Source organism: Halomonas sp. M1, assembly GCF_029581375.1.
Lineage (GTDB): Bacteria > Pseudomonadota > Gammaproteobacteria > Pseudomonadales > Halomonadaceae > Vreelandella.
The window spans coordinates 2,394,010-2,412,685 of the sequence record NZ_CP121119.1 but is presented as its reverse complement, the minus strand read 5'-3'; the positions used below and the strand labels follow the sequence as shown (position 1 = coordinate 2,412,685).

At 52.8% G+C, this 18,676-nt stretch carries 22 protein-coding genes; 12 read left to right on the top strand and 10 right to left on the bottom strand.

The genetic code is table 11. The annotated features are described in order from the left end of the window. Positions 1 to 660: an orotate phosphoribosyltransferase gene (gene pyrE / locus P8S54_RS11100; protein WP_281441796.1), complete on the bottom strand. Its 660-nt coding sequence runs from the start codon at positions 658 to 660 to the stop codon at positions 1 to 3. Positions 661 to 798: 138 nt separating this feature from the next. Between pyrE and P8S54_RS11095 the strand changes: the two genes are divergently transcribed. Then, on the top strand, positions 799 to 1,566 hold the full coding sequence (locus P8S54_RS11095; protein WP_281441795.1) for an exodeoxyribonuclease III: 768 nt from the start codon (positions 799 to 801) through the stop codon (positions 1,564 to 1,566). Positions 1,567 to 1,666: 100 nt separating this feature from the next. Here the strand turns inward: P8S54_RS11095 and rph are convergent, their stop codons facing one another. Further along, positions 1,667 to 2,416 carry a ribonuclease PH gene (rph, locus tag P8S54_RS11090; protein ID WP_281441794.1) on the bottom strand — a complete coding sequence of 250 codons (750 nt, stop codon included), beginning with the start codon at positions 2,414 to 2,416 and terminating at the stop codon, positions 1,667 to 1,669. A 124-nt stretch (positions 2,417 to 2,540) separates the two neighbouring features. On the opposite strand from rph, the gene P8S54_RS11085 reads away from it, so the two are divergent. Both P8S54_RS11085 and P8S54_RS11080 read left to right on the top strand, forming a co-directional pair. Beyond that, positions 2,541 to 3,419, top strand: a complete 879-nt coding sequence (locus tag P8S54_RS11085) for a YicC/YloC family endoribonuclease (RefSeq protein WP_281441793.1) — start codon at positions 2,541 to 2,543, stop codon at positions 3,417 to 3,419. Positions 3,420 to 3,645: 226 nt separating this feature from the next. Further along, a complete protein-coding gene (locus tag P8S54_RS11080; RefSeq protein WP_281441792.1) occupies positions 3,646 to 4,869 on the top strand; it encodes a site-specific integrase in 1,224 nt (407 codons plus the stop codon). Between the two features lie 156 nt (positions 4,870 to 5,025). Here P8S54_RS11080 and P8S54_RS11075 read toward each other — a convergent pair whose 3' ends face one another. The 5 genes from P8S54_RS11075 to P8S54_RS11055 form a co-directional block, all read right to left on the bottom strand. After that, complete coding sequence (locus tag P8S54_RS11075) at positions 5,026 to 6,150, bottom strand: GGDEF domain-containing protein (protein WP_281441791.1); 1,125 nt, start codon at positions 6,148 to 6,150, stop codon at positions 5,026 to 5,028. After that, positions 6,147 to 6,683, bottom strand: coding sequence for a hypothetical protein (locus P8S54_RS11070; RefSeq protein WP_281441790.1), 537 nt, complete (start codon positions 6,681 to 6,683; stop codon positions 6,147 to 6,149). The genes P8S54_RS11075 and P8S54_RS11070 overlap by 4 nt, the downstream gene beginning before the upstream one ends. A 200-nt stretch (positions 6,684 to 6,883) precedes the next feature. After that, positions 6,884 to 7,189, bottom strand: a complete 306-nt coding sequence (locus tag P8S54_RS11065; RefSeq protein ID WP_281441789.1) for a helix-turn-helix transcriptional regulator — start codon at positions 7,187 to 7,189, stop codon at positions 6,884 to 6,886. A gap of 185 nt (positions 7,190 to 7,374) precedes the next feature. Further along, positions 7,375 to 7,521 carry a DUF1016 N-terminal domain-containing protein gene (locus tag P8S54_RS11060; protein WP_281441788.1) on the bottom strand — a complete coding sequence of 49 codons (147 nt, stop codon included), beginning with the start codon at positions 7,519 to 7,521 and terminating at the stop codon, positions 7,375 to 7,377. After that, positions 7,514 to 7,768: a hypothetical protein gene (locus P8S54_RS11055; protein WP_281441787.1), complete on the bottom strand. Its 255-nt coding sequence runs from the start codon at positions 7,766 to 7,768 to the stop codon at positions 7,514 to 7,516. The genes P8S54_RS11060 and P8S54_RS11055 overlap by 8 nt, the downstream gene beginning before the upstream one ends. 70 nt (positions 7,769 to 7,838) lie before the next feature. Here P8S54_RS11055 and ppk2 point away from each other — a divergent pair, with 70 nt between their 5' ends. The 3 genes from ppk2 (at position 7,839) to P8S54_RS11040 (ending at position 10,627) form a co-directional block, all read left to right on the top strand. Next, positions 7,839 to 8,921, top strand: coding sequence for a polyphosphate kinase 2 (gene ppk2, locus P8S54_RS11050; RefSeq protein ID WP_281441786.1), 1,083 nt, complete (start codon positions 7,839 to 7,841; stop codon positions 8,919 to 8,921). A gap of 151 nt (positions 8,922 to 9,072) precedes the next feature. Next, positions 9,073 to 9,648, top strand: a complete 576-nt coding sequence (locus tag P8S54_RS11045) for a histidine phosphatase family protein (protein WP_281441785.1) — start codon at positions 9,073 to 9,075, stop codon at positions 9,646 to 9,648. A gap of 103 nt (positions 9,649 to 9,751) precedes the next feature. Then, positions 9,752 to 10,627 (top strand): pirin family protein, encoded by an 876-nt coding sequence (locus P8S54_RS11040; protein ID WP_281444096.1) that lies wholly within the window; start codon positions 9,752 to 9,754, stop codon positions 10,625 to 10,627. Between the two features lie 11 nt (positions 10,628 to 10,638). Here the strand turns inward: P8S54_RS11040 and P8S54_RS11035 are convergent, their stop codons facing one another. Next, positions 10,639 to 11,250 (bottom strand): DNA-3-methyladenine glycosylase 2 family protein, encoded by a 612-nt coding sequence (locus P8S54_RS11035; RefSeq protein ID WP_281441784.1) that lies wholly within the window; start codon positions 11,248 to 11,250, stop codon positions 10,639 to 10,641. Between the two features lie 194 nt (positions 11,251 to 11,444). Here P8S54_RS11035 and P8S54_RS11030 point away from each other — a divergent pair, with 194 nt between their 5' ends. Both P8S54_RS11030 and P8S54_RS11025 read left to right on the top strand, forming a co-directional pair. Next, complete coding sequence (locus P8S54_RS11030) at positions 11,445 to 12,653, top strand: MFS transporter (RefSeq protein WP_281441783.1); 1,209 nt, start codon at positions 11,445 to 11,447, stop codon at positions 12,651 to 12,653. Positions 12,654 to 12,762: 109 nt separating this feature from the next. Continuing rightward, on the top strand, positions 12,763 to 13,014 hold the full coding sequence (locus P8S54_RS11025) for a hypothetical protein (RefSeq protein ID WP_009098174.1): 252 nt from the start codon (positions 12,763 to 12,765) through the stop codon (positions 13,012 to 13,014). Between the two features lie 12 nt (positions 13,015 to 13,026). Here P8S54_RS11025 and P8S54_RS11020 read toward each other — a convergent pair whose 3' ends face one another. Beyond that, positions 13,027 to 13,722 (bottom strand): extensin family protein, encoded by a 696-nt coding sequence (locus P8S54_RS11020; RefSeq protein ID WP_281441782.1) that lies wholly within the window; start codon positions 13,720 to 13,722, stop codon positions 13,027 to 13,029. 214 nt (positions 13,723 to 13,936) lie between these two features. On the opposite strand from P8S54_RS11020, the gene gmk reads away from it, so the two are divergent. The 4 genes from gmk (at position 13,937) to P8S54_RS11000 (ending at position 17,580) form a co-directional block, all read left to right on the top strand. Further along, on the top strand, positions 13,937 to 14,569 hold the full coding sequence (gmk, locus tag P8S54_RS11015) for a guanylate kinase (protein WP_281441781.1): 633 nt from the start codon (positions 13,937 to 13,939) through the stop codon (positions 14,567 to 14,569). Between the two features lie 92 nt (positions 14,570 to 14,661). Then, a complete protein-coding gene (rpoZ, locus tag P8S54_RS11010) occupies positions 14,662 to 14,916 on the top strand; it encodes a DNA-directed RNA polymerase subunit omega (protein WP_281441780.1) in 255 nt (84 codons plus the stop codon). Between the two features lie 49 nt (positions 14,917 to 14,965). Continuing rightward, on the top strand, positions 14,966 to 17,098 hold the full coding sequence (locus tag P8S54_RS11005) for a RelA/SpoT family protein (protein ID WP_281441779.1): 2,133 nt from the start codon (positions 14,966 to 14,968) through the stop codon (positions 17,096 to 17,098). 92 nt (positions 17,099 to 17,190) lie between these two features. Next, entirely contained in the window at positions 17,191 to 17,580 is a 390-nt protein-coding gene (locus P8S54_RS11000) for a RidA family protein (protein ID WP_009098185.1), read from the top strand. A gap of 88 nt (positions 17,581 to 17,668) precedes the next feature. On the opposite strand, the gene P8S54_RS10995 is transcribed toward P8S54_RS11000, so the two are convergent. Further along, positions 17,669 to 18,550 (bottom strand): SDR family oxidoreductase, encoded by an 882-nt coding sequence (locus P8S54_RS10995; RefSeq protein ID WP_281441778.1) that lies wholly within the window; start codon positions 18,548 to 18,550, stop codon positions 17,669 to 17,671. Positions 18,551 to 18,676 lie beyond the last annotated feature (126 nt).

Sequence of the window (18,676 nt, the reverse complement as noted above, 5' to 3'; positions counted from 1 at the left end):
TTAAATGCCATAACGGTCGCGGTAGGCCCGCACAGCCTCGGCGTAAGCTAGCATTTCGCCTCCGGCATGCTCTTCTAGGTACGTCAGCACTTGTTCCAGGGTGACGATGCTGACGACCGGGATTGCAAACTGGGCCTGAACTTCCTGAATGGCGCTCTGCTCTCCCTGGCCGCGCTCTTGGCGATCTAGCGCAATGATCACGCCGCCTGCACGGGCACCGCTCTGTTTAATCAGGCCCATTACCTCGCGGATCGCGGTGCCGGCGGTAATGACATCATCAATGATCAAAATATCGCCAGCCAGCGGCGCGCCGACAATATTACCGCCTTCGCCGTGGGTTTTGGCCTCTTTGCGATTGAAGGAGTAAGGCATATCCCGGTCGTGGTGATCGGCCAGAGCGGCTGCCGTAACCGCTGCCAGCGGTATGCCCTTATACGCCGGGCCAAACAGAACGTCGGCTTTTAGGCCGCTATCGACAATCGCCTGGGCGTAAAAGCGGCCCAGCTTGGCGAGTGCGCGACCGGTTTGAAATAGCCCCGCGTTGAAAAAGTAAGGGCTGACTCGCCCTGATTTAAGCGTGAACTCGCCGAATTTGAGTACGCCCTGCTCAATAGCGAAGGCAATGAAATCGCGCTGATAGGGTTGTAGAGTGTTGGCCACGGCGGTTTTCTCTTGTCAATAGAAAGGTAAGTCAAACACAACAATATAAACGGGCTAAGTAGCAAGATTAGGTTTGTCTATTTACCCAAACGTCTAAACGTCGGGTATCATACAGCAGCGACGCAAAAGGGACGATTTATGAAAATTGCCAGCATTAATGTCAATGGTATACGTGACGCCGTCGACCGTGGTTTCCTGGACTGGCTGGCTCAGCAGGATGCCGATGTGGTCTGCGTGCAGAACATCAAGGCAAAAAGTTTTGAACTGGACGACCATATTCTCTATCCAGAAGGCTATGAAGGCTACTTCCTGGATGCTGAAGAAGATGGTTTTTCCGGTGTGGCGCTCTATTGCCGCAAAATTCCCAAGGCCATTATGTACGGCCTGGGGTTCCCTCAATGCGACCATGAAGGGCGCTTTCTGCAGGCGGATTATGACCGCTTCAGTATTGCCACCTTCTTGATGCCTGACGGGAGTGATCAAAAAGCCAAGCAAGCGTTTATGGAACAGTACCAAGAGTACCTGACGAAGATGTCGCGTAAACGTCGCGAATACATCATCTGTGGTACTTGGCATATTGCCCATAAAACCGTCGATTTGGCCAACTGGTCCGACAACCAGCTCACCTCTGGTTTCCGCCCGGAAGAGCGTGCCTGGATGGATCAGGTGCTCGGCCCCACCGGGTTTATCGACACTTTCCGCGAAATTAATCGCGACGCTGGCGAATACACCTGGTGGCCGAAGCTCGACCAAGACGTGCCCCGTGAGCGCCAAGAAGGCTGGCGGATCGACTACCAGTTGGTCGGCCCTAACTTCCGCCGTCACGTGGTCGACGCGTGGATTGATTACGATGCGACCTTCTCTGAGTTCGCACCGCTAATCGTTGAGTATGATTTAGCGCTCTAAGCGTTAGCTACTTCCCGCGTCGCTCTGTCATGGTAACAAGCAACAGGCCAGCTTATTAAGCTGGCCTGTTTGCGTATGCGCGCGTTAATACTTTTCGCTATTAACCGCGAATCCCTAGCGCCTCACGCTGCTTTTCGCGCAGCTCATCGCCTGCTTTTTCGGCTAGATCAAGCATCGCGTTTAGCTCAGCGCGATTAAACGCGCCCGCTTCCGCAGTGCCCTGCACCTCGATCAGCTCGCCGCTTTCAGTCATCACCACGTTCAGGTCGGTGTCGGCTTTGCTGTCTTCCGGGTAGTCCAGATCCAATACCGGCACACCTTTATAAATACCCACCGAAATCGCGCTGACCAGCTGCTTGAAGGGGTCGCCTTTGATCTTTTTTTCCCGCTGAAGATGGCGAATTGCATCTACTAGGGCGACGCAGCCGCCGGTAATCGCGGCAGTACGGGTGCCGCCATCGGCCTGGATCACGTCGCAATCCACGGTAATGGTGAACTCGCCCAGCTTCTTCAAATTCACCGCCGCGCGCAGGCTGCGGCCAATCAAGCGCTGAATTTCCAGCGTGCGGCCACCCTGCTTACCCTGAGTCGCTTCGCGGTTGCTGCGGGAGTGCGTGGCGCGGGGCAGCATGCCGTACTCAGCGGTGATCCAACCCTGATTTTTGCCGCGCAGCCAGCGCGGTACGCCCGCGTCCACGCTCGCATTACACAGCACCTTGGTATCGCCAAACTCCACCAGCACCGAACCTTCCGCATGTCGGGTGTAGTCGCGGGTTAGGCGAATTTCACGGAGCTGGTCGGCTTCGCGACCGCTGGGGCGAACAACATCAGGACGCTTAGCACTGCTCACAGATAGCACCTCTCACAATAAACGCGTTTCAGGGAAAAGCCGTCCATTGTACACGTCTAGGCGCACGCTGATTGGCCTATCGGGTAGACTGGCGAATAACCGTTGCCCACTACCAGGAGGACCCATGGCCACTTCCCGCCGCGTACACAGCATGACCGCCTTTTCCCGCACCGAGCAGGCCGCCCAATTTGGCACCCTGCAGGTAGAAATTCGCTCGGTAAACCAGCGCTATTTAGAGCCGCATTTTCGCCTGCCTGATGCGCTGCGTGATTTAGAGCCGCTGCTGCGGGATGCCCTACGCACCCGACTAGCACGAGGTAAAGTAGAGTGCAGCCTGCGCTTTGAGGCTGCCGAAGCCAATCTAGCCCCCGCCGTAAACGCCCAACGGCTCAAAGAGATCGCCAACGCTTTAGAAGCTATTCAAGAGCAAGTACCCAGTGCTATACCGCCTAATACGCTGGCGATACTCAACCAGCCCGGCGTTATGGAAACCCAGCACCTAGACCAAGACGCCATCAAAGCCGCCGCCAAAGGGCTATTTGACCAAGCGCTGGACGAGCTAATTGACGCCCGCGCCCGGGAAGGTGAAAAGCTCGCTGAGATGATCACCACCCGCCTAGACGCCGTCAGCGAGCAAGTAGCCACCGTACGCAGCCTGCTGCCGCAGATACTAGAGCGCCAACGCGCCCAACTGCTGGAACGATTGGAAGTCGCCAAAACGGAACTCGACCCCCAGCGCCTGGAAGCCGAGCTGGTACTGGTAGCGCAAAAAGCTGATGTGGACGAAGAGTTAGACCGCCTAACGGCGCATATCGAAGAAGTGCGCCACCAGCTCGCCCAGAAAGGCCCCAAAGGCCGTCGTTTGGATTTTTTAATGCAGGAACTCAACCGCGAAGCCAATACGCTCTCGTCGAAATCCGTGGTGGCAGAGACAACGCGTTGTGCGGTAGAGCTGAAGGTGTTGATTGAGCAGATGCGGGAGCAGATTCAGAATATTGAGTGATGTCTACGGATTCCTGCTTAGATATATAAAATATTGTTTTTAATTATTTTAATGTCATACGTTGTCTACGCTTGTCTATCAAAATCCAGCTTAAGCCACCGCCAAGTGGGTAGTAAAATGCCATGCCACCCACTATTGGGGCAGAATAGCTTGAAAGTACTACCCATTTTTTTCATAAGCAATTAAAAATGAGTAAGTATTGAAGCATTAATGAAGGGGCGAGGGGATGGGGAGCTTTACTGCCAAGAAAATCCAATCATTGATCAGAGAAGCCAAGCCAGGGCGCTATGGTGATGGCAATGGCTTGTATTTGATGATTCCTAAGGCAGGAGCTGCCTACTGGATGTGCCGCTATACCTTTGCGGGTAAACGCCGTGGTATGACGCTGGGTAAGTACGCCCAGCTATCTCTGGCTGAAGCCCGTGAACAAGTGGTTGAGACTCAGAAGGCGATTCGTAACGGTACAGATCCTCTTACAGAGCGCAAACGTGAAGAAAAGATAACCATCAGTACGGTGCAGGATCTGTTTGACGATTGGTATCAGGAATTAGAGAAGCGACTCAAGCATCCCAATATCCCCAAGCGTGTATTCGAAAGGGATATTGCTCCCGCCATCGGTTCGCTAACGCTGGATAGCGTTACCCCTATGGATGTACGTGCTATCGTCAGAAAGGTGACGAGCAGTGGTCGGCCAACCATTGCAAATGACGCTTTGATGTACTTAAAGCAACTCTTTAACCATAGCGTCAAGCTGGGGTTGCTTACCTATAACCCCGCATCTGCTTTTAACGTCAACGATGCGGGTGGGGTCGAGAAAAGCCGCGACAGGGCACTAAGCATCGATGAGCTCAGTAAAGCTTTTGCTGTGTTCAGAGAGAACCGGGCTAGCTTTACCCGTGATAACTATCTCGCATGTGCTTTGCTGGTTGTTTTAGGGGTGCGTAAAACAGAGCTAACAGAAGCCAAGTGGACAGAGATTGACTTGAGCGATGCGAAATGGGTGTTGCCCGGCGAACGTAGCAAATCGGGTGTAGGGATTGCGATACCTCTGCCTCCACAAGCTATCGCTTGGCTTGAGGAGCTACAGATTCGCGCGTGTGGTTCGTTGTATGTGTTTCCTAGTCGTCGTAGCAGCAAGCAGCCCCATATGGGCAAGGACACATTAAATCGGGCCATTGCCAAGCTCTTTGGTAAGGAGCCAGGAAAGAAGCAGCAGCCTGAGAACAAAATGGGCGACCTGGGTGAGTTCACTGTGCATGACTTGCGGCGTACCTGCCGCAGTTTGTTGGCTGAAGCCGGTGTGCCGGGTCATGTTGCTGAACGTTGTCTGAACCACAAGCTCAAGGGTGTGGAAGGTATTTATGACCGGTATGACTATTACGAAGAGCGGAAACAGGCCCTGATAAAGGTGGCAGAGCTGGTTGTACCCTTCATTGATATTCATGGATAAATAAAACCCGCGCGATTTGAGCGTGCTTGCTATAAAAAGCATAGGCTTGGCGGGTGTGTTGACCAATACTTTAGCGTTCTATGACCAAGTGTTCAAGAAAGCAAAATTCATGTGAGAAAATCTGTATTTTGTTCATCGCTTTATAAGTATTCTATTCTAAGCAGACTCTACCCGATTACGACCATTAGTTTTCGCTTTATACAAAGCTTTATCTGCGCGGCTATAAATTTTTTTGAATTCCATGTCATTTTTGCACGCAACTGTGACCCCTAAGCTCACTGTGATTGATGTGGCAACATTCAGTTGCTGGTGTGTTAAACCGCATATTTTCTGTCGTAGTCTCTCTGCTAGCTGCATAGCACCATCTAAGCTTGTGTCCGGCATGAGTATGCAAAACTCTTCACCTCCAAGTCGAGCTACCACATCTATTGCTCGTGCTTCTCTTTTTAATACTTCTGAAATTCTTTCAAGTACTTGATCACCAGCAGGATGCCCAAATGCGTCATTCACATATTTAAAATGATCTATATCTATAATGATTAAGCTCAAAGGGCTATCACAGCGCTGGCTATTTCGACAAAAAGCCTCTGCATGGTGTAGTAAATAGCGACGATTACCTAATTGCGTTAGGGCGTCAAACATACTGAGATGCAATACTTTGTGGTGCTTTTGTCTGAGTTTAAAAAAACCTATCAAAAGCACTGTTATTAATATTATAACAGTAACAGACAGCGCCGCTACGGTGCGGCCCAGGCGCTCCATAAAAATTTGCTGCTTGCCTGCCTCAGAATGCGCGATACCTTCTAAGATAGTGTAAGCCATGGCCAAGTCGTTTTCGATTATTTGGCCCTGATTCAAAAAGTTATAGGGAGAGCCACCTAATTTAATTTCGTCGAGCTGCTGATGCATCTCAGAAAGACCCTCTCGAATGTCTTTTAGTTGTTTTAAAGGGGCATAATAATCGTTTTCTGAAATTTGACTAGTCTGCAAATGAAAACTAACACCATTAATATGCTGCGGTATCCGCCATAATAAATTTTCTAAGCGATTAACAACATTAGTATCTTCGGGGCGGTTCCGGAAATCTTCCAAAGTGTTTCTAAGTATAGAAGTATGTGCCTGTGAGCGTGCAATGACTGCAACTAAAGACGTATAGTGAGAGCCTGCTTGGTAACGAGTATGTAAGTCATACAAAAGAATGGTAACAGTATAAGTGCTTGTTAATAGGATAAGGGCTATTGTCAGTTGCCAAGCCATTGATTTTCTGATTATCCATTTCATTGGATAAAAATATCTCGAATTGACCAGACCCAATGTGTCATATCAGTTGCGCCTGCTTGCACTGCCTCTGCCTCGGCGGGGACTATCAGTAGCGTCGGGCCAAAGTCGTTTAAAGTTAAAGGTTCTCCATCCAGTCGGGTGACTAGAAGATAATCCCGTTTGTGACGATCTTCTGAAGTGATAAAAACGCTATAGTCATCATGAGCAATGAAACGAAGTGTAGCCGCTTTATCAATATTTTGATCAGATAGGAGGTCTTTTAGCCATGCTCCTGTAAAAACACCATGTATTCCCTTAAAATGATAAAGGCTTATAGAATAAAGTGGGAGTAGCTCTATATCAGTTCTGCTAATATAATTGCTTTCTCCATGAATATCTAGCATCAATATAGGCGTATTATCTTGTGAAGGAATAAATTTTTCAGGAACAGGTTGAACTTCAAATGCTGATAAAGTGCTAGTAAATAGACCTATTGGAAATATTAATAACAATCTTCTCAAGAGTCTTAGACTAGGCAATAAAAAGTTGATCATTTTTGTAACCATATGAAAAGTTTAATTTTATTCGTGTGCTAAGCAGTGGGTTACGTTTACATAAGAATTTATTAGGATACAAACTAGTTTTTATGAAAGCAAACTAAAATTTTTGACACGCAATTCATGACATCAACAATATTTGTAATAATTATTTTAAAACCTATATCACTCCTATGCATCCTCTACCAATTCACGGCTCATTTTGAACCTTCCAGAAGCTTGATGTTTTGCAGTTTGATGCCTAACTCGTCATGTGCGGCCACTTCAGAGAAGTTACTTTCCATACCCAGCACGGCCATAATTTTCAAATAGGTGCCAATTGCCACACCAGGATCACCAGCAAACACCTTGTTCACGGTTTTATGATCAAAACCCGTACGCTCGCAGAGCATCTTCTTGGTTAACCCACGTCGCTTCATCGCTAGCAACAAATCCTCACCAAAATGAGTGAGAATTTTGCGCTCCTTTGGAAACAGCACACTGTGTAAATTTCGCTTAGCCATACAATCACCAGTAATAGGACTATATTCCTATTTTTAATAATATAATGGGAATATAGTCCTGTTTTTATAAGGTTGACAAATTGACGTGTGAAAATATAGGACTATGTTCCCATTTTTGATTGAATTATAGGAACATAGTCCTAGGGTTTGGCGCTTCAGCTTTGATGGATAGCTTCTAGCAACTACTAGTGGTGGGCGTGGGCATTCTCCACCCGTAGTAGAGTTCGATAGTGCACCCAGCTCAATTCGGTACGCACTGCGTTCCGTTTTGGAAAGCTTTGATAAAACTGGCGGATATTGCGTAGGTTGCGGACATCAAAGCTTTTACACAACTTCGTTTAGCTGTTGTGAGAGCTGCTGTAGCGGCTTCTTACCATACTCAGCACGACGACAGCCTTGCTGTTCGTGCTCGAACCTACTTCCCAGTAGCTCTGCACTATGGCCGTATTCACGGCTTGGTGCACCTGCCCGCGTGCTTGCGCTATCTGGTTTGTGCCGTCGCCAGCAGGTGGCCTCGCTCAGCTGCAAAAAAAGTCGGTTCACACCGCTGTTCTGCTTGGCGTTTTTGATGCGTATCACGGTAGGGCGCATCAGCATTTTATATGATGGTTAGCCCCGCTGTCGTGAACGTTGATAAGAGAGAAGTACAATGGACAAAACAAGCTGCGATAACAAAACGGCAGACACGCTATCCAAAGGGCAACCCTCATGGGTGGACGAATTTAGCGTTGTGAAGAAGACCCATGGCGCCCAAGAGGCGCAGGCAGTTGCCATTGCCGATATATTGGGGTTAAAAGGCCCGCTGCCTGAGCCTCATGAAGAAACACTAAAAGCGGTTGCTGATATTATCGAGGGTGCGTCATTGGATGACGTGGCTGAGCTAAAAAAAGCACTGTTGCATTGGAAACAGTTCGATAAAGGCCGCACGGTCTCAAAGGATGAAGCGTTAGTCGACGATTGGCGCTCCGCGCCTTACCCCTACAAGCACCGGCTGTCTCGTAAAGCGTACGAAAAGCAGAAATATTACCTTCAAGTGGAACTGCTAAAGCTTCAAGCGTGGATTAAAAAAACGCGTCAGCGTGCCGTCATTATCTTTGAAGGTCGCGATGCTGCAGGAAAGGGCGGCACTATTAAGCGCTTTATGGAGCATCTAAACCCGCGTGGCTCCCGGGTCGTAGCGCTTGAAAAGCCGACAGAAACAGAGCAGGGGCAGTGGTATTTCCAGCGCTATATTAAACACTTGCCGACGCACGGTGAACTCGTTCTGTTTGACCGCTCCTGGTACAACCGGGCGGGCGTTGAGCGGGTCATGGGATTTTGCACCGACCAGCAGCACCAGGACTTTTTACGTCAAGCGCCTGAGCTTGAGCGCAACTTGGTGGGCAGCGGAGTGCATATCATCAAGTTCTGGTTTTCGGTCAGTCGTGAAGAGCAGCAGCGTCGTTTTAAAGAGCGTGAACTGCATCCACTCAAACGTTGGAAATTGAGCCCGATTGATTTGGCATCGCTGGAAAAATGGGATGAGTACACGGCTGCTAAAGAGACCATGTTTTTCCATACGGATCACTCCGAGTGTCCTTGGGTGGTCATCAAGTCGAACTGCAAAAAACGTGCGCGCCTCAATGCCATGCGCTACGTATTAAATGCCTTCGATTATGAAGGTAAAGATATTAATAACATTGGGGCAACTGATCCCTTGGTGGTAGGTCGTGCTGAGTTTTCTAACGGCTAAAGCCCCGTGGAGAGGTATTCTCGGCCCAAAGGTAGGCAGTGCAAGGCTAGCATCTAGTGCTACTGTTAACTTAGCACCCAACTAGCTTTGCCGCTGGTACTAGCAACACGCTAGGCAATGGTGCTTCTACCTTGATTGAGGATGCCCTGCCATGCTGACTTTGCGCTACCTCTCTTTCGCCCTACTGCTCAGCATTCTGAGCATGCTCCCCCTCACCACCCACGCCAACACCGCCACCTGGCAAGCCCTCCAAGAAGGTGGCTTGGTGATCTTAATGCGCCATGCGCTGGCGCCAGGAATCGGCGACCCACCAGCGTTCAAGCTTGAAGAGTGCGATACCCAGCGTAATTTATCGGCGGAGGGGCGTGTTCAGGCAGCGAGGGTAGGCCAGGCGTTTCGTGAGCGGGAAGTGCCCATTGACGCGGTATATTCGTCGCGCTGGTGCCGGGCGTTAGAGACCGCCGAGCAGCTAGCGTTGGGAGACGTTGAGCCAACGCCGTGGCTAGACTCTTTCTTTCGCAACCCGGGCGAGCGGGAAGCGCTAACCCAGGCCCTGCGCGACAATATTATGGCGTGGCAAGGGCCGGGCAATCTGATGCTGGTAACGCATCAGGTCAATATTACGGCACTTATTGGGGGCGTGGTGCGCTCGGGTGATATGGCCGTTGTACGCCCAGAGGGGCAGGTGCTGGACGTAGTGGGGTCGCTAAGTAGTAACGGGGAGTGAGGCTGGGTTTATAACAATTTACTTCAATGAAACACGGCAAATTATTCGCTCCTTATCCGCTGCGGTAGGTTTTACGCTGGGCAGTATTGATAAGGAGTAAATGATGCCACCAGACACTATCCCAACAGCACGTCGCGTGATCGCCCAGCATCCGGCCAAGCGCGATGATATCGGCGATTTAGTCACCCGGCGGCCACTGCCGGGGCCAGGGCTGGATCAGCTTGATCCGTTTCTGTTTCTTAACCACCACGGCCCACAGACGTACCCGGCCAATAATCGCGGGCTGCCGTTTGGCCCGCACCCGCACCGGGGCTTTGAGACGGTGACGTTTATTTTAGAAGGCTCGCTTGCCCACGCCGACAGCGCCCAGCACCAAAGCGTGATCAACGCGGGCGGCGTGCAGTGGATGACCGCGGGCAGCGGTATTGTGCATGCGGAAATTTCGCCGCCGGAGTTTTTACGCGACGGCGGCTTGCTGGAGATTTTACAGCTGTGGGTCAACCTGCCGTCGCGCCTGAAAATGAGTGAGCCGCGCTATGTGGGGCTGCAGCAAGCATCCATACCCGCTATCGCGCTGCCGGGCGGCGGGGAGCTAAACCTGATTGCCGGTGAGTGGCAGGGAAGCGCGGGCCCTATCGACACGCTGACGGGCGTGTTTATGTCGACACTAAGGCTGCCTGCCGGTAGCCACGAACAACTGCCCGTTGCGTCAGGTCGGCAGGTATTTCTCTATGTGGTAGATGGCGATGTGACGGTAGGCGGCGAGCCCGTTAAGTCCCACCACTTGATTGAAGTGGATCGCGACGGTGATCGCCTGGACATCGGCGCCAGCAGCAACGCGCGGCTGCTGTTTGGACACGGCGAGGTGATTGATGAGCCGGTTTATTCCCATGGCCCTTTCGTGATGAATACCCGCGAAGAAATCGTCCAGGCGGTTGAGGACTATCAGAACGGCAAATTTGGCGGGCTAACGCTCTGAAGACCGCTCTCCTACAGGGGCTCGCCGCGATAGTAATGCCACAGAAACAGCGAGCCTACGCTACGCCAGGGAGCCCAGTGCTCTACCAACTGGCGGGCTTGCTTGGGTGTGGGTTTGTTATCCATGCCCTTCAAGCGGCCCAGCGCAACTCGCAGGGCGAGGTCGTCGGCGGGGAAAATATCGGGGCGTTGCAGTGAGAACATCAGGTAGATCTCTGCACTCCAACGGCCAAAGCCGCGTAGCTCGGTAATGGCGGCAATGGCTTCGTTATCATTTAGCTGTTCAAGCCCATCAGCGCTAAAGGTGCCTGCCAACTCCGCTTCAGCAAGCCCCTTAGCGTACTCAATCTTACGCCATGAGAGCCCCGCCTCGCGCAGCGCTTGGCCCTCCACTTCCAGCACAGCCTTGGCGTGTAACTCCGGCAGTAATGTATTGACCCGGCCCATAATGGCGCGGGCCGCCTCGGTGGAGATCTGCTGGCTCACGATGGTCGAGAAGAAGGTGGCAAAGCCTGGGTCGCGCTGGCGCGGGTTGGGTGCGCCTACCAAGGGGTAGGCACGCGCAATGTCGGAGTCGGCACTGGCCAATGCCTGCATTGCGTGCTCGATGTTACGCGGGGTCATAACCGTCTCGCTTGATGAATAGAGAATCGTATCATCCTAGCAGTTGTGTCTTAGGTGCTGCCGCGCCGTGTCCAAGTGGATACCCCTTTGTCCGCTAACTTTTTTAAGCTTTGTGTATTTATACTTTCGTCTAATCCTGCGATTATTTAGCGCTAATCGAGATACCACCCGTGCGGTATCCCTAGGAGTTAAGTATGCAGGATTCGACAGCATCGTCGTCTCAAGGGCTGGCGCGTAATCCGCGGGTGGCTGAATTTGTGTTGGCGCTGGGTGGCTTTGGGATTGGCACCAGCGAGTTTGTCATTATGGGCTTGATGAATCGCGTAGCAGGGGACCTGGCGGTAACCGTACCCCAAGTAGGCTACGCGATCAGTAGTTACGCTTTAGGCGTAGTGGTTGGCGCGCCGCTGATTTCGTCGCTCGCCGCGCGAGCGCCAAGGCGAGCATTGCTCATTATACTGATGCTGGCGTTTGCGTTGGGCAATATAGCCAGTGCCATGGCGCCAGGGTTCTGGTCATTTGTGGGCCTGCGCTTTCTCGCAGGCCTGCCCCATGGCGCTTACTTTGGCATTGCTGCATTGGTCGCGGCGGGGGCCGTGCCAGTGGATCAACGGGCGAGGGCTATTTCCCGGGTGATGATGGGCTTAACGGTGGCGATTTTGATCGGCGCACCGCTAGGTACCTGGGCGGGCAACCAGTTTGGCTGGCAAATCGCTTTTGTTGGAGTTGGCGTTATTGCACTATTAACGGCCCTCCTGATACGCATTTATGTACCCGTTCAGCCGGTGGATGCCTTCGCAAGCCCGGTACGCGAACTATCCGCACTGTTAAAGCAGCGCGTATTGGTCGCGCTGGCGCTTGCCTGTATCGGCTGTGGCGGCATGTTTGCCATTTTTAGCTATGTAATGCCGACGTTGACGCAGCAGGCGGGAATGAGCGAAGCGCTAGGGCCGCTGGTGCTGGTGATTTTTGGGCTTGGCTCCATTGCCGGTAATTTAATCGGCGGGCGTATGGCAGATAAAAATCTGATGCGCGCTATTCCCGCTATTTTGTTGTGGTGTGGCGTGATCCAAGGGTTGTTTTATTTTGCCGCCAATAACGTTTGGACGGGGCTGCTGTTTGTCGGCTTGGTAGGCACTAGCATGGCGCTAGCGCCTTCGCTGCAAACCCGCCTAATGGATGTGGCGGAAGATGCTCAAACCATGGCGGCCTCGCTCAATCACGCGGCCTTTAACGGTGCTAATGCGTTGGGTGCATGGCTTGCAGGGCTTGCGATCAGCGCGGGGCTTAGTTGGTCAAGTACCGGTCTAGTTGGGGCGGGTTTGGCGTGCTGTGGCTTGCTGATGTTTGCTTGGGGGCGTTGGCTTGAAAAGCGCACGCATCAATGTGCTAAAAGCTTCTAACAGCACTTCAAATAAGTGTTTTCTTATGAATGATCAAGCTGACAAAAGGTGGCAAAAAGGGTGAATCGTTTCTAGGGTATAAGGGTGCAACTCATAAGGAGGTGACCCTATGCATACTCAAGTAATGAAGACTTCACGCGTACTAACCCTGAGTGCCATTGCCGCGTTAATGCTGGTGCTGGCTGGCTGCGGTTCAACCACTGGCGAACGTGCTGCCAGCGGTGCTGGAGTGGGTGCCGCTGTTGGCGCAGGTGCTGCTGCCGCCACCGGTGGAAGCGTTGGCCAGGGCGCGGTGATTGGTGGTGGCGTAGGTGCCGCGACCGGTGCTGCCACGGATGAAGACGATATCAGCCTGGATTAACGAGCAGGCCCCTTATCGGCAAAGCCGGAAGCCGCGCATGCCTAAATGAAAATGGTCGGCATGTGCGGCGTTGTAGTCTGGCCCCAGCACATTACCAAAGGTATCGCAGGCGCCATCCCGGGCTGCCCGTAAAAACTCACCAACGTCACCATCATCTTCCCAGTGATTAAGTAGTGTTACGCGCTGACCACTCTCGAACTGAAACCCCGTTACGTCCAACGCTTCAGCGGTGGCATGTTCGCTGCGCCTGCCTGACTCGCGACCATACACATTGCGGCAGGCGAAACTGCCCACATGATTCACCTGGGCCACTCGGCTACCCATAATCTCCTCTGCGGCGGGCTGAAGGGCGTGGCGTTCATACATCACCCAAGCCAGGGCCAGCGGGCAGGTAGCCACAAAGCTTTGGTTGAAACGCACGCTGCTGGACTGCATGCGTACCACGTTGCTGAGTGGGCAGCTGTCGGTGGGGGCGTAGTCGGCCAGAGGGGTATAGCGAAGTTCACTCTCGGGCACTGTATCTAGTGCGGCTAAGCAGGCTTGACGGTTATCGTTTAAGCGTTTGAGCTTAAGCTGAGTGATGGGCGTGATGGGGTCATCGACATAAAGCGGCGCCCAAGGTGCCCAATGGCGGGGAATCTCGATGACTCTCTTCTGTAGGGCTACCCCGAGGGCAATTAAGCATAAAATCATTATCGTACTACGCATGCTGATCTCCTTATCGCTCTGCGCGAAACCCTACAGCCCACGCCATGGGTGTGCGATACTGCACGTTACTTTATGCATGTTTGTGTAGGGCAAGTGCAGACAGTAGCAGCGCTGCCAATAATGACAAACCGTTGGCGCGGCTATTTTTATCGCCTGTTTTGCCAACAGCTTGAGCAACTTTTCACTCGCTTTTTGCTAACTAGGGAAGCGCTTCATGTCCCAGGGTACGCTTTTTATTGTGTCTGCCCCATCGGGTGCTGGCAAAACCAGCTTGGTTCGCGAGCTAATCGAAAGCCTTGATGGTATTCAAGTATCGGTGTCGCACACCACGCGCAATAAGCGCGAAGGGGAAGTGGACGGCGTCAACTACCACTTTATTCCTGTGGCCGATTTTGAAGCAAAGATCGCGGGTGGTGACTTTTTTGAGTATGCCAAGGTCTTTGATAATTACTACGGCACCTCGCGCCAAGCAGTACAAACGCTGCTAGATGCGGGGCAGGACGTTATTTTAGAGATTGACTGGCAGGGCGCCCAGCAGGTACGCCAACAGCTTTCCTCGGCGGTGTCGATTTTTATCCTGCCGCCATCGCGCAGTGAGTTGGAGCGCCGTCTTGCCAGCCGTGGCACCGATGAGCACGCGGTGATTGCCCGGCGTATGCGCGATGCGGTTAGCGAAATGTCGCACTTTGATGAGTATGACTACTTGGTCATTAACGACGACTTCACTACTGCGTTGCAAGAACTGCAGTCGCTGGTGATTAGCCGCCGCTTAACACGGGCCGCCATGCAGGAGCGTCATGCGCCACTGCTCGACGCGCTCTTGTCACAGGCGCCTAGCGTCGAGTAATCTATCAGGTTCTATTACCACTCTTTTTTTCGCTGGGTCGGCGACGTTGTCCAACAACGCCGGCCCGGCGTCGTCATTACAGGAAGGCCCCCATGGCTCGCGTAACCGTTGAAGATTGTCTGGAAAATGTTGAAAATCGCTTCAAGCTGGTGATGATTTCCACCCAGCGCGCGCGTCAGTTGGCCCGTGGTTCTCGGGATTCGCAGCTGCCCTGGGAAAATGATAAGCCCACTGTGATGGCGCTGCGTGAAATAGCCGCGGGTCTGGTTGACCATACGGTACTGGATGAGCCGGTAGAAGCCCCGGTGCGTACGCGTCCTGCAATGACGCCTCATATCGACGACTAAGGTTAAGAACCGAACGACTAGGGCTACGAACCGATTAGGGGCGCGGTAAATGTTCACCATTGATGACCTGGCCGACCGACTTGGCGGCTATTTACCACCGGATGAGATCCAGCAGGTCAAGCGCGCCTTCTACTACGCTGAGCAGGCCCACGATGGCCAGCGTCGCCGCTCTGGCGAGCCTTACGTTACCCACCCGCTAGCGGTGGCCAACATTCTTGCCAACATGCACATGGACCATCAAAGCTTGATGGCCGCTATGCTGCATGATGTCATTGAAGACACCGGCGTCTCGAAAAAAGCCTTGGTGGCGCAGTTTGGTAAACCGGTTGCTGAGCTGGTGGACGGTGTATCCAAGCTGACCCAGATCACCTTCGAAGACAAAGCCGTCGCCCAGGCGGAAAACTTTCAGAAGATGGTGTTGGCGATGTCGCGAGATATTCGCGTCATTATCGTCAAGCTCGCCGACCGGCTGCACAATATGCGCACCCTGGGCGCGCTACGTCCCGATAAAAAGCGCCGTATAGCCCGGGAAACGCTGGAAATTTATGCGCGTATTGCCGGGCGTCTGGGCATCAATACCATCCGTATTGAGCTAGAAGACCTCTCCTTTCAGGCCATTCACCCCATGCGCGCCGAGCGTATTAAGCGTGCCGTGGCCAGCGCCCGCGGTAATCGCCGCAGCGCCATGCGGGAAATTCAGTCGTCGCTGCAGCAGAGTCTAGATGACGAAGCGCTGCCGGGAACGGTGGTTGGTCGCCAGAAGCATTTGCTGTCGATTTATAAAAAAATGCGCGACCAGCGCAAACCCTTCGCAGAAATCATGGACGTGTTCGGTTTTCGCATCATTACCGAGGACGTAGCCAGCTGCTATCGAATTTTAGGGGTGGTGCATAACCTGTATAAGCCGGTGCCGGGGCGATTTAAAGATTACATCGCGATACCCAAAGCAAACGGCTACCAAAGCCTGCACACCACGCTATTTGGCCAGCGAGGCATGCCGATTGAGGTGCAGATCCGCACCCGTGAAATGGAAGCCATGGCTAATAACGGTATTGCCGCCCACTGGCTTTATAAAGCAGGGCAAACCGATCACCCGATTGCCGAAGGTAGTCATGCCCGCGCCCGCGCCTGGGTAAAAGGGCTGCTAGAGATGCAGCGCCACGCAGGGGACTCGTTAGAATTTATTGAACACGTTAAAAATGACTTGTTCCCCGACGATATCTACGTATTTACCCCCAAAGGCGACATCATGGAGCTGCCCCAGGGCGCCACGGTGATCGACTTTGCGTACAGCGTGCACACCGATATTGGCAATAACTGTATTGCCTGTCGTATCGACCGTCATCTAGCGCCACTGTCCACCCGGCTTGAAAGCGGCCAAACCCTGGAAATCATCACAGCCCCTGGGGCTAAGCCCAACCTGGCGTGGCTGAATTTTGTAACCACGGCGAAAGCCCGCTCGGCCATTCGTCACGCGCTTAAGCATCAGCAGCAGGCTGAGGCCATTATGCTGGGTCGCCGGCTGTTGAATAAGGCGCTGACACCCTTTGAAACCAGCCTGGAAGAGCTGGATGAAAACGTGTTTAGCCAGGCGTTTAGCGAGTTAGATGTTCCCTCATTGGATTCGCTGCTGGAGTCGCTGGGGCTGGGTAACCGGATGGCCCACGTGGTGGCGCGGCGGTTAGTGGATGTCGCCCACGGCGACCGCTGTGACCAAACGCTTACCGAGGGGAACGATAAAGCCGTCGTGATTAGCGGCAGTGAAGGGATGGTGATTAATTTTGCCCGCTGCTGCCACCCGTTGCCCGGTGATCCGGTGGTGGGCCATCTTTCGGTAGGCAAAGGACTGGTGGTGCATCGCAGTGAGTGCCGTAACCTTACTGACCTGAAAAACGACCCCGAAAAGCTGTTTGCCCTTGAGTGGTCGGAAACGATCGAAGATGACTTCCCCGTTGCGCTGCGCATTGAAATTGAAAGCCGTCGCGGGCTGGTGGCTGAACTGGCCGGGCTAGTGACCGATGCTGACGCTAATATTGAGCGCATCGGCATTGAGGAGCGTGACGCACGCCTCTCCACCATTAATTTAACCCTATCGGTGAAAGGGCGTGTCCACCTCGCCCGTATTATCAAGCGTATCCGCAACTTGCCCAACGTCGGCAAAATTACCCGAATGGCGAATTAATAGCCCGTATCAGTGAGCCGCCGGCTAAACGCTGGCAGCGCTGGTGATGGGTAAAATAATCATGTTTACACCATTAAGGAGCACGAGCACCTATGAGCAATAAAGCCGTTATAAACACTGAGAAAGCACCCGCTGCCATTGGCCCCTATTCACAGGCGATTAAAGCAGGTAATACGGTGTATATGTCGGGGCAGATCCCGCTCAACCCAGAGACAATGGAAATCGTCTCTGAGGATTTCGAAGCCCAGGCACGCCAGGTATTCACTAACCTGCAAGCGGTATGTGAAGAAGCCGCAGGATCGCTTGGCGATATCGTTAAGCTCAACCTCTATTTGGTGGATTTAGATAACTTCGCCATTGTTAACAAGGTTATGGAAGAGTTTTTCTCCCAGCCGTTCCCCGCCCGCGCAGCGGTAGGTGTGAAGGCGCTGCCCAAGGGTAGCCAAGTTGAAGCCGAAGCCGTGATGGTGATTGGCGACTAAACACCGGTTAAACGCGAACACCCATAAAAAGAGCGGCCCCTTCGAGGGCCGCTCTTTTAGTGTTTTACTCAAAATAGCTAGCCAGCGGCTAGATTTTTTGCGGTGTTAAGAAGCCGCCCTCTTTAAGCACTTGGGCGTAGCCCTCTTTGTAGCTTGGGTAGCGGAAGTTATAACCGGTTTCACGGATTCGGCTATTATCGCAGCGCTTACTGGCCCGGCGACGCAGCGGTGATTGCATGGTCTCAGTGGACGCCACTTTTAGCTGTGTGGCTAACCACGCCATTACGTTGTGCATGGTAACCGGTTCACAGTCGCTACCTAGGTAAAGGTCGGAAAGGGGCTGGCCCTTTTCTTGGCACCGAATTAAATGTGCCAAAATGCCGGTGCAGTCGTCTCGGTGAATACGGTTGGAGTAGATGACTGGCGTTACGGCAGCAATGCGGCCTTCTGCCACCTGATGAATTAGCCGGTCACGGCCTGGGCCGTAAATGCCGGAAAAGCGCACGACGGTGCCGGGTAGCGAATGGTTGAGCAGCGCCTGCTCCGCTTCGCACATCAGGTTGCCTGAGAAACTGGTCGACTCGGTGGGGCTTGCCTCGTTTACAACCTCGCCCTCCTGCTGGCCATAGACGCTGGTCGATGAGACGAAGAAAATGCGCTTTGGCGGCTTTTTGTGCTGCTCCAGCACACCTAATACGCGCTTAAGGCCATCGGGGTAAGCACTTTGATAGGCGCTCTCTTCAAAGCGGTCGGCGCTCACGGTGTAAACAACGTAGTCGGCTTGAGGCAGTGCTGAGGCATCAGCGCCTTCAAGGTTATTGAGATCCAGCGCTAGCGGCTCAATGCCGCTACCCTGTAATGCATCAGCGTGGCGGCGTATACCAATGACACGATGCCCCTCGCTGAGCAGCTCGCGACCTAAGGTAATACCGATATCGCCACAGCCGACAATCAATACAGTTAGCTTCACCTGGCTCACTCCTCTTGATAAATATTCCCTATCAGATACAAAGTCTCTATGAGATGTGACATCGTCAATAAGACTTGCTTGTCCTTGCCATCCCGTTAACCGTCACGATTATTAGTCACAAGCTAC